Origin of the sequence: Paracoccus sp. (in: a-proteobacteria), assembly GCF_030536915.1 — a bacterium.
GTDB lineage: Bacteria > Pseudomonadota > Alphaproteobacteria > Rhodobacterales > Rhodobacteraceae > Paracoccus.
The window spans coordinates 1-10,571 of sequence record NZ_JAUNPC010000092.1; the positions used below are offsets into that span (position 1 = coordinate 1).

The following is a 10,571-nucleotide window of genomic DNA, read 5'->3' on the forward strand; positions in this document are numbered from 1 at the left end:
CGTGAAGCGGAGCATGGCCGGGAACTGCGCGCGTGGGCGCGGTCCGCCGGATCGGGTCTGACAGCAGGCGCAACCCGTTCAGCACGACCAGCACGGTGCCGCCCTCATGGCCGATCACGGCCAGCGGCAGCGGCAGGTCGAAGAACAGCCCTCCCGTCACCAGCAGCAGCATGGCGCCGATGGCGAAGGTCAGGTTCTGGCGGATGATCCGCGCGGTGCGCCGCGAGAGGCGGCGGGCGGCTGCAAGCCGCTCCAGGTCCTCGGACAGCAGCGCCACGTCCGCGGCCTGCAGTGCCACGTCCGATCCCGCGGCGCCCATGGCGATGCCGACATCGGCGCGGGCCAGCGCAGCGGCGTCGTTCACCCCGTCGCCGACAAAGGCGACGCGCCCCTGAGCGGCGAGCGCCGCCACGGCCCGCACCTTGTCCTCGGGCAGCATGTCCGCCTCGATCTCGGCTGGCGCAAGGCCCAGTTCCGACCCGATCCGTAGCGCCACGGGCCGGCGATCGCCGGTCATCATGACGATCCGCTTCACGCCGCCGTCGCGCAGCGCCGCAAGAGCGGGCGCGGCGCTGGCGCGCGCCTCGTCGGCAACGGCGGCCGCGCCGAGCACCTGCGGCCCGCGACCCAGATAGATGACGGTTTCGGCGCTCGTATCGAACGCCGCCAAAGCCGGGTGGCGGAGGTCCGCGCCCATCTCCCCGGCAAGATAGGGGTTGCCGGCCCAGAGCGTGCCTAGGTCGTCCCGGCCGACGATTCCCTTGCCCGCGCGGCTGGTGACTTCCGCGATCTCCGCGCCCTCGACGCCGCGAGCCACGGCCGCGCGCCGGATTGCGGCGGCAATGTGGTGCTCGGACTGCGCCTCAAGCCCCGCCAGAAGCGACAGGAACCGGTCCGCGTCACCGTCCAGCGCCACGACCTGCGTGACCGTGGCATCGCCCGTGGTGAGCGTGCCGGTCTTGTCGAAGGCGAAGGTCTCGACCGCGGCCAGCGTCTCGAGCGCGGCGCCGCCCTTGAACAGCACGCCCCCGCGCGCCGCCGCCGACAGCGCTGACAGGATCGCCGCCGGGACCGAGATCACGATGGCGCAGGGGCTCGCCGCGACCAGCAGCGTCGCTGCCTTGTAGAGGGCGCCGTCCCATCCATGCCCCAGCCACCAGAAGGCAGCGAAGGCCAGCACCGCGCCGGCCAGAACGGCGATCGTGTAGCGCTGGCCGAACCAGGCGCTGAACCGCTCAGACGGCGCCTTGGCTGCCTGCGCCTCGGTCACGAGCTGGATCATGCGGGCGATGGTGCTGTCGGCGACACCACGGGTGACCACGACATCGAGGATGCCTTCGAGGTTGACGGTCCCCTCGAACACCGGATCGCCCGGCGACTTGGAGACCGGCATGGATTCGCCTGTGATATGCGCCTCGTCGATGCCGCCGCGGCCTTCGGCGATCCTGCCATCCGCCGGGACGCGGGCGCCGGGGCGCAGGATCACCGTGTCGCCCACCGCCAGGTCGGCGGCGGCAACCTCCGCGACGGTGCCGTCCGGTCCCTTGCGCAGCGCGGTTTCCGGACGCAGCGCCATCAGCGCCTCGATGGCGCGACGGGCACGGCCGAGCGCGCGGGATTCGAGCGTGCCTGCGACGCTGAACAGCGTCAGCAGCACCGCGCCCTCATAGGGCGCGCCGACCGCGGCCGCGGCGACGGCGGCGACGACCATCAGCAGGTCGATGTCCAGCACGTGCTCGCGCCACAGCGCCGTCAGCGCGCGCCGTGCGGCGGGCAGCCCGCCGGCCAGATAGACGAGGATCAGCCCCGGCGTCACCAGAGAGCCCAGCCGCCCCCCGCCCAGCCAGAGGCCCGCTGACGCCAGCACCAGCCCCAGCACTGCCGCAATTGACAGAGCCAACGAGAGATCGAACGACGAGAGACGCTTCACACCGGGATCCTTTCAGATTGCATCTTACTTAGTCTCGATGCGGTTTGTCGCAAACTTGGCTTCGAACCCGTCCGCCCGGCCGGTCGCGGGAGAGATCAGGTCGAGCCGCCCACCCGTGCCGGCGGCGATCGCAGCGACGATGGCCAGCCCCAGCCCGCTGCCATGGGCGTCCGTCGGCCCTCGCTCGAAGGGCCGCGCGAGACGTCCGAGCACGTCGGCCGGCACTACCGGCCCCGTATTGACCACGCGCAGCACGCCCTTTGGCGAGAGCGACACCTGTACGGGCGCGTCCTGCGCGCCATGGTGCAGGGCGTTCTCGATCAGGTTGCGAGCGAGAATCGCGAAGGCGTCGGGGTCGATGGACGCCATCACCTCTGCGTTCGGCAGCGTCAGTTCGATCCGGTGTCCATCCTCGCGCCCCATATCTGCCACCAGCATCCGCAGGATCGGAGCGAGATCAACGGGCGCCTCCGCCTGCAGCCTGCCGCCTTCGGCGCGGGCGAGCTGCATCAGCTTCTCCGACAGCCGCGCCAGCCGTTGCAGCGCGGCCTCGACCTGACGGGCGCGGCTGCGGGTGTCCTCGTCGGGCGCCTCGACGATCAGGCGCTGGACCTGCGCCAGCGCGCCGGCGACCGGGGTGCGCAACTCGTGCGCCGAGTTGGCGGTAAAGCTGCGCTCGGCCTCCAGCGCGCGGCGCAGGCGGTCGAGCAGCCGGTTCACCGCCTGCGCGTTGGGCCGGAACTCCGAGGGCAGCCCTTCGGCAGGGATCGGCGACAGATCGCCCCCGCCGCGGGCTTCAATCCCCGCCCGAAAGCGCCGGATGGGGACCATGGCGGCGCGGACGGCGGCCCAGACGCCGAACAGGCTGGCCGGGACGATCAATGCCAACGGCAGAGCCAGCCCGATCAGCGCCTGGCGCGCTACGTCCTGGCGATGGGCAAGCGGCTCGGCGACGGAGATGGTGATCGTGCCCCGAAGGGCGGCGTCGGAATAGACGCGATGCGTGGCGGTGTCGGCAAAGCCCATGCCCGAGAAGGGGGGAAACACCGCCGGATCCGCCTGATGCGAACGCAGAAGCACCTGGCCTTCGGCGTCTCTCACCAGGTAGGTGAAATACTCGTCATGCTCGCGCAGCGTGGTTACGCTCTGGCTGAGGTTGTCGTCCTCTTCGCGGCCGATGATGTCGCGCACGGCCAAGGGCAGCAGACGCTGCCCCGCCTCCTCCAACGCGCTGTCGAAGACCTCGTTCATCTCGTGGCGCAGATGCACGGCGGTCCATGCCGCCGCCACTGCCCAGAGCAGAACCGCCCCAAGAGTGAGCCACAGCGACAGCCGCCCCTGAAGACTGGTCGGTCCTCTCACCGCCCGTCCCCGAGCCGGTAGCCGACACCGCGCACGGTCTCGAACACACCTGCGCCCAGTTTCTTGCGCAGGCGGCTGACATGGACCTCGATGGTGTTGCTCTCGACCTCGGAGCCGAAGGCGTAGAGCCGGTCCTCGAGCTGGGCCTTCGAGATCACCTGTCCTGGCCACTGCACGAACGCCTCGAACAACGCCCATTCCCGCGCGGTCAGATCAACGCGGCGGCCGTCGCGGATAACGGTTCGGGCGGCCAGATCGACCTGCAACTCGCCGAGGTCGACCAGCGGATTGGGATTGCCGCTGTAGCGCCGCGCCACGGCGGCCAGCCGGGCGGAAAGCTCGGCCAGGTCGAAAGGCTTCGTCAGGTAATCGTCGGCGCCCGCGTTCAGTCCGTCGATCCGATCCGAGATCTGGTCGAGCGCGGTCAGGATGATCACCGGCGTCACGTCGCCGCGCCGGCGAAGGTCACGCAGGAAGGTGATGCCGCGCCCGTCGGGCAGCATCAGGTCCAGCAGGATGAGGTCATAGGCGACCGCATCCAGATGCTCGGCCGCGCGGTCGAGCCGCCCGACCCAGTCGGCCGAATGTCCCTCGGCCGTGATGTGGTCGCGCACCGCCGCGCCCAAAATGGTGTCGTCCTCGACCAGAAGGATCCGCATGAAGCCGCTCCTGAAGCCTGCGCCACGGCCAGACCTACCCGCCGAACCTGTCGGCAGTCTGACGGCCGGGCGCCGCCCGCTTAAGCTGACCGTCAGGAACAGGTGTCATGAATCAGGGTCAGATAATGCCTGAACAAGGACGAAGGGCAAATGCGATGAAAAAGCACATGCTGCTGGGTGCCCTGCTTGCTGCCTTTGGCATGGCAGGCGCGGCCCATGCCGATGATGATGACTGCCAGGTGCCGATGGAGCGGTGGCAGCCGCGCGAGGCGGTGCAGGACGCAGTCAAGGCGCGCGGCTGGCAGGTCGGCCGGATCAAGATCGACGATGGCTGCTATGAGGTCAGGGGTAACGATGCGCAGGGCGCGGCGTTCAAGGCCAAGCTCGACCCCGCAACCCTCGAGGTCGTCGAGATGAAGCGCAAGGATCGCCGTGACAACGACCGGGACGATGATGACGACGACGATCGGCCTCGGCGCGACCGGGACCAGGGCGTCCCGCTGACATCCCCGCCCGCGAACCTGCCGCCGCCCGGCGGGCTCCTCGGCGCACCGCCTGCGGTCGTCGTGAAATGAGCCCGCAGTCGCCGCTGCGCCCTGCACCTTCCCCTCATGCCAGAGAACACGTCATGTGCGAAACCAATGCTCGTTACCCAAAGGCGCTGGTCGCCATTCACTGGGCCACGGCGGCCGCCGTGCTGGGCGCCTGGGCCACTGCCGAGGGCGGCCGCGAAGTCGTCCAGAACCCGCCGCTTCTGCATTTCACGCTGGGAATCGCAGTGCTGGCCCTCGTTCTACCGCGGCTGGTGCTGCGCCTGATGGGCGGCGGCGCCCGGGCAGAGAGGCGGTCGCGCCCGCTCGCGGTCGTTGCTGGGGCGGGGCACGGGCTGCTCTATGGGCTGCTGATCGCGCTGCCGATCACCGGTTGGTATGTCGCCTCGCAGATGGGGGTTCAGGTGCAGCTCCTCGGTCTGCACCTTCCCGCCTTGGCTGCGCCGGTGCAGGGGCGGCCCGGCGCGATCGCCGAGTTCCACGAAAGCGCCGGCAGCATCCTCCTGCTGCTCGCCGGGCTGCACGCGCTTGCGGCGATTTGGCACCAGTTCGTCCTGCGCGACGGAACCCTGCGTCGGATGAGCCTGCGCTGAGTTCCCTACACTCCGAACCGAAGGCCCGGCCCCCAAAGGCCGGGCCTTTTTCGTTGCTGACGTCAAGCTGACGAAGATTTAGGCGCCGATTCAGCGGCCCGTCAGCCTCGGGGCGCAGATTCGCATCATCCGATAACCGCAACACAGGAGTAATCAGAAATGAAACGGATGCTTGCGGCCCTTGCCGTGCTGGCCGTCCTTCCCGCTGGCGCCGCCTTTGCCGACGACGACTGCGTGGTCACGCCCGAGCAGATGCAGTCGTGGGAAGCCGTGGCGCAACTGGCCACCGACTACGGCTGGACCATCACCTCCACGGAACTGGATGACGGCTGCTACGAGGTCCACGTGACCGACATTGGCGGCAACACGATCGAGGCCAAGATCGACCCGGCAACCCTCGACGTCATCAAGGCGGAGCTGGAGGAGTTCGCTCCCGTGGCGCCGGCGCCAGCCGCACCCGCGAACTGAGTGCTGCTCCTCCCCGGCGCCCAACACAAGCGGCGCCGGGGAAAGCCCGCTCGCATTTTCCTGAAGGAACCCCGATCATGAAATCCCTTGCCGCCGTCCTGGCCCTTTCCACCGCACTGACCCTTCCCGGCCTCGCGCTGGCCCGGCCCGTCACCCTGACCACCACGCTGAACAACTACGGCGGCGACGGCGCCTATCTCGCGCTTTATGTCACCGACGCGCAGGGCGCCTATGTCGGCAGCCTGTGGATGGCCGGCGAGAAGTCGAAATACTACGATTCCCTCTCGGGCTGGCATCGCATGACCGGCGGCGACACCCGGCAGGTCGACGGCATCACTGGCGCCAGCGTCGGCGCGGGCCGGACGCTGGAAATCACACTCGATCTCGCCGACGCGCTGTTCGACGCCGGCTACACGCTGCATGTCGATGCTTCGGTCGAGGAGATGCGCGACAGCCCGAACGAGGTCGAAATGCCGCTCACGGCGGCCGGGGCGAGCGCCACCGGCTCGCGCTACATCGCCAGCGTTTCGTACAAGTAAGGCACCAAGATGATCCGCGCATTCCATCGCTGGCCGGGCATCCTTGCGACGCTGCTGCTGACCGTGCTGGCGCTGTCCGGGGCGATCCTGTCTGTCTATCCCGCGGCCGAGCGGCTGTCTTCGCCGCGAGCCGAGGCCAGCCTCTCCGTGGCCGATCTCGCCGGCTCCATTGCCGCCAGCCATCCGGGGCTGGAGCAGATCCGGCGCGCCCCGTCGGGGCAGGTGACCGCCTACTGGTTCGACGGGGGTACGCCGCAGGCCGCGGTGATCGACCCTGTGACCGGGCAGGACGCCGCCCCCACCGACCCCGCCCCGGTGAAGCGCTGGCTGACCAACCTGCACCGCTCGCTGTTTCTAGGCGACGCCGGGCGCATCGTTGCGGCGGTCGGCGCGGGCGCGATGCTGGTGATCGCGCTTTCGGGCGCGGCGCTGGTCGCGCGCCGGGTTGGCGGCTGGCGGCGCTGGTTCGCCCCGCTGCGCGGGTCTCTGACCGGGCGGCTGCATGTTGAAATCGCACGGATCGCCATGGTCGGCCTCGTGTTGTCCGCGGCGACGGGGCTGTGGATGTCGGCCTCGACCTTCGATCTGCTGCCAGACGGCGCCAGCACCCCCGCCTTTCCGGCCGAGGTCAGCGGCCAGACCGGCACCAGCCTTTCGACAGCGAGCGCCTTGCAACTGCCGGTCGCCAGCCTGCGCAGCCTGTCGCTGGCCGATCCGAACGATCCGACCGATGTCCACTCTCTCAAGACCGACCAAGGCACCGGCTATCTGGATCAGGGCACCGGCGAGTTGCTCGCCTGGGCCGATCTGTCTGCGTGGCAGCGGGTTTCCGAGACGATCTTCATGCTGCACACCGGCCAAGGGGCTGCTGTGCTGGGGCTGGTGCTCGGGCTGATGGCGCTTGGCGTCCCGGTCATGGTCGGAACCGGCGTGCTGTTGTGGCTGACCTCGCACCGCGCGCGGCCCCGCATCCGCGGCAATGCCCCGCCGCGACAGGCCGAGACGGTCCTGCTGGTCGGCAGCGAGGGTGGCTCGACCTGGGGCTTTGCCGCTACCCTGCACGCGGCGCTGTCGCAGGCGGGGCAGCGCGTCCACGCCGCGCCGATGACCGGCTTTGACCCGACGCGTTACCCCGACTCGGCGCGCTTCATCATCCTCGCCGCGACCTATGGCGAGGGCTGCGCCCCAGAATCGGCCAGGGGTTTCCTTGACAGGCTGGAGCGGCTGGACCGCGCGCCGGGTGCGCCGTTGGCGGTGCTGGGCTTCGGTGACCGCAGCTTTCCGGCCTTCTGCGCCTTTGCCGAAGCGGTGGTTGCAGCCGCCGAGGCGAAGGGCTGGCGGCAGCTCCTCCCGATCGACAGCATCGACCGCCAGTCGCCGCAGGACTTCGCCCGCTGGGGTCGGGCGCTCGGCGCAGCGCTGGGGATGCCGCTGGAACTCGTCCACCAACCGGTGACACCCGCCAGCGAACCCCTCACCCTGATCTCGCGCCGCGATTACGGTGCCGAGGTGCAGGCGCCGACCGCGATCCTGCGCTTTGCGCGGCCTTCCCCGACTCTGTGGCAACGGGTGACCGGGCGGGGATTTGCGCGCTTTCAGCCGGGCGACCTGCTGGGCATCCTGCCCGAAGGCTCTCCCTTGCCGCGCTTCTATTCGCTGGCCTCCGGCTCGCGCGACGGCTTTGTAGAGATCGTGGTGCGGAAACAGGCCGGCGGCCTCTGTTCGGGGCAGCTTGTGGAACTTGAGCAGGGCGGAACCGTTCGAGCTTTCCTGCGCAGCAATCCCGGTTTCCATGCCGGCCGGACGCGCCCGCCGCTGATCCTGATCGGCGCGGGCACCGGAATCGGGCCCCTCGCCGGCTTCATCCGCGAAAACCGCCGCCGCCGCCCGGTGCATCTGTTCTTCGGGATGCGGCACGCGGACAGCGACTTCCTCTATCGCGAGGAACTGGCGGGCTGGCAGGGCGCGGGACGCCTCTCGCGCCTCGTCACCGCCAATTCGCGCGGCAAGCACCCGCATTACGTGCAGGATGCTTTGCGGACCGAGGCGGCCGAGGTCGCCCGCCTGATCGGTGAGGGCGCTCGGGTGATGGTCTGCGGCGGGCGCGAGATGGCTGCGGGCGTCAGCGTCGCGCTGGCCGATATCCTCCTTCCTGCGGGGTTGACGCCCGCGCTGCTGAAAGCCGAGGGACGCTATGTCGAAGATATCTACTGACCTGACGCGCCAAGCGCTGAACGGCGCTACCATGGGCACCCGCTGGTCGGCCGTGTTCTTCGCCGATGGCATTGATCCGGCCCCCGTGCAGCAAGCGCTCCAGGCGGCGGTGGCCGAGGTGGATGCCCAGATGTCCACCTGGCGCCCCGACAGCGATCTGATGCGCCTGAACGCGGCGCCGGTCGGCGAGTGGGTGCCGGTGCCGGCCCATCTGATGGCGGTGCTGCGGCTGGCGCTGGAGGTCGGCCGCGCCTCCGGCAGGGCATTCGACATCGGCATGGGCGACGCGGTGGCGGCCTGGGGCTTCGGCCCCGCGCCCGCCGACCCGGAGCGCATCCGGCAGGCGCTCGCGGTCCCACGACGACCGGCGCATGAGCTGCTGGAACTCGACCGCACGGCCTGCCGCGCACGGAAGGCCGCTCCCGTCACGCTTGACCTGAACGGCATTGCCAAAGGCTACGGCGTGGACCGGCTGGCCGAGACGCTCCAGCGCTTTGGCATCGCGTCGGCGCTCGTCGGCATCGATGGCGAGATGCGCGCTTTTGGCTCGCGGCCGGACGGGCAAGCGTGGGCCGTGGCCGTCGAGGCGCCCGATCCGCACCGCCGCGCGGCGCATTCAGCGCTGGTCCTGCGCGATGCCGCCGTCGCGACCACGGGCGATTACCGGCACCGGGTCCGGGCAGGAGAGCGACACCTGTCCCATACCATGGATCCTCGGCGCGGCTCACCTTTGCTCGACCCTCCCGCCTCCGTCACCGTCGTCGCACGAACCTGTGCCGAGGCCGATGCTTGGGCGAGCGCACTGATGGTGCTGGGCGAGGCTGAAGGCGGCGCAGTCGCCGAACGCCTCGGCCTCGATGCGCTGTTCCTGCTGCGCGAGGTGGATGGCATCCGGGCGCTGGCGTCAGGCCGCCTGTTCGGGGCGCCGGCCGGGGCGGACGAGCCCCGCGCCGCTGTGCATCGGTGCAAGTCAACCTTGCCGGGTTCGCCAATTCCCCGGCATTCGCGGACACCCTATTCTTCAATCATGCAAGCACCGGCAGCCGCCGGCTCATAATGAAACAGGAGACAAGCCATGCAATATCGCAAGCCGCTCGCCACCCTCGCCCTGTCCGTTGCCCTCGCCGTGGGGACCGTCCCCGGGCTCGCCGCGGCCCAGGCCCATGACCACGGGAATGGTGCCGCAACCATCGAACTCACCTTGAACGAAGGGGCCAGGTGGCAGGGCGACGAGAACATGCACAAGGGCATGGATGCAATCCGCGCCACGATGGCGGCGAGCCTGGACGCGGTCCATGATGACACGCTGACCGCTGACGCCGCGAAGGAGATTGCGGCCGAGGTTCAGGCGCAGGTCGATTTCATGGTCGAGACCTGCGTGCTCGCCCCCGAGGTGGATGAGCAGTTCCATTTGGTGCTCGGGCAGGTCCTCGAAGGCATTTCGGAGCTGGAATCCGGCGACGCGCCGCGCGACGGGGCCGTAAAGATCGTCGAGGCGCTGAACGCCTATGGTGAGCATTTCGAGCATCCGGGCTGGGAGCCGCTGGCCTGACCACCACAGAGCACAAGGCCGGCCGGGTTCAGTCTCCGGCCGGCTGCGCCTTCTCGCCGTTGCAGGGCCGGCGCGCGCACAGCAGGTCCGCCTGCCAAGGTTAAATGTGCCTTATAAATCAAAATCTTAAGTGGAGAAGGTTGTCTTTCAGGCCCATCCCCTCCGCCACTTGCCCTCGTGAAAGCGTTCTCCCAATCCGGCTGCGGCCGGATTTTTTCGTTGTTTTCGAGGGTTATGCGGGAGGGGCTGTTAACCGGCACACGCCCCGAAAGGCGCACAGGCGTTCTCTCCGTGCCGATATTCTCCGGACCTGTTAACCGCCGCGCTTTCGGTGAACAGCTTTAAATCATTGCTTTCAAGTGATCTTTCGAAGTCTGTGACGCACGCGATTTGGAGAATCCATCTGGATGGCGGATGGAACAGAGATCGAACGCCGCCCCGTTGCGCGCTGGTTCGGCTGCAGCTCGGACCAATCTCACCCCAGCCGCTGTTCGTGCTTTGTGCTGAGTCAACCGCGTGTTAGCGTTATGAAAAAGTATGAGGCGAGCAGTTGGCCCAGAAGTCAGACATCGAATGGACGGACGCGACGTGGAACCCGGTGACGGGCTGCACCAAGGTCGGTCCCGGTTGTGACAACTGCTACGCCGTTGGACCTGTCCCGGTTCTGTTCCGGTCTTCTGAGAGCGATGTTCGCCATGAAGGA

At 68.9% G+C, this 10,571-nt stretch carries 11 protein-coding genes; 8 read left to right on the forward strand and 3 right to left on the reverse strand.

Going from position 1 to position 10,571, the window contains the following annotated elements; all coding sequences use genetic code 11:
- From Q4F04_RS12940 to Q4F04_RS12950, 3 genes are all read right to left on the reverse strand, one after another.
- A partial coding sequence (locus Q4F04_RS12940) for a heavy metal translocating P-type ATPase (protein WP_303370240.1) occupies positions 1-1,864 on the reverse strand: 1,864 nt, incomplete at its 3' end.
- Positions 1,865-1,954: 90 nt separating this feature from the next.
- Entirely contained in the window at positions 1,955-3,292 is a 1,338-nt protein-coding gene (locus tag Q4F04_RS12945) for an ATP-binding protein (protein WP_303370231.1), read from the reverse strand.
- Positions 3,289-3,951, reverse strand: coding sequence for a response regulator transcription factor (locus Q4F04_RS12950; protein ID WP_303370232.1), 663 nt, complete (start codon positions 3,949-3,951; stop codon positions 3,289-3,291). Before Q4F04_RS12950 ends, Q4F04_RS12945 begins: the two co-directional genes overlap by 4 nt.
- A gap of 155 nt (positions 3,952-4,106) precedes the next feature.
- Here Q4F04_RS12950 and Q4F04_RS12955 point away from each other — a divergent pair, with 155 nt between their 5' ends.
- The 8 genes from Q4F04_RS12955 to Q4F04_RS12990 all read left to right on the forward strand — a co-directional run.
- Positions 4,107-4,526 (forward strand): PepSY domain-containing protein, encoded by a 420-nt coding sequence (locus Q4F04_RS12955; protein ID WP_303370233.1) that lies wholly within the window; start codon positions 4,107-4,109, stop codon positions 4,524-4,526.
- Between the two features lie 53 nt (positions 4,527-4,579).
- Positions 4,580-5,095, forward strand: a complete 516-nt coding sequence (locus Q4F04_RS12960; protein ID WP_303370234.1) for a cytochrome b — start codon at positions 4,580-4,582, stop codon at positions 5,093-5,095.
- A gap of 159 nt (positions 5,096-5,254) precedes the next feature.
- Positions 5,255-5,563: a PepSY domain-containing protein gene (locus tag Q4F04_RS12965; RefSeq protein ID WP_303370235.1), complete on the forward strand. Its 309-nt coding sequence runs from the start codon at positions 5,255-5,257 to the stop codon at positions 5,561-5,563.
- Between the two features lie 77 nt (positions 5,564-5,640).
- The gene (locus Q4F04_RS12970; protein ID WP_303370236.1) at positions 5,641-6,102 is read left to right on the forward strand and encodes a DUF2271 domain-containing protein; all 462 of its coding nucleotides are present in this window, start codon (positions 5,641-5,643) and stop codon (positions 6,100-6,102) included.
- Positions 6,103-6,111: 9 nt separating this feature from the next.
- Positions 6,112-8,316 (forward strand): PepSY domain-containing protein, encoded by a 2,205-nt coding sequence (locus tag Q4F04_RS12975; RefSeq protein ID WP_303370237.1) that lies wholly within the window; start codon positions 6,112-6,114, stop codon positions 8,314-8,316.
- Positions 8,297-9,373, forward strand: a complete 1,077-nt coding sequence (locus Q4F04_RS12980; protein WP_303370238.1) for an FAD:protein FMN transferase — start codon at positions 8,297-8,299, stop codon at positions 9,371-9,373. The genes Q4F04_RS12975 and Q4F04_RS12980 overlap by 20 nt, the downstream gene beginning before the upstream one ends.
- 18 nt (positions 9,374-9,391) lie before the next feature.
- Complete coding sequence (locus tag Q4F04_RS12985) at positions 9,392-9,868, forward strand: hypothetical protein (protein ID WP_303370239.1); 477 nt, start codon at positions 9,392-9,394, stop codon at positions 9,866-9,868.
- Positions 9,869-10,418: 550 nt separating this feature from the next.
- Positions 10,419-10,571 (forward strand): DUF5131 family protein (locus Q4F04_RS12990; RefSeq protein WP_303370241.1); only part of this gene is annotated, 153 nt, incomplete at its 3' end.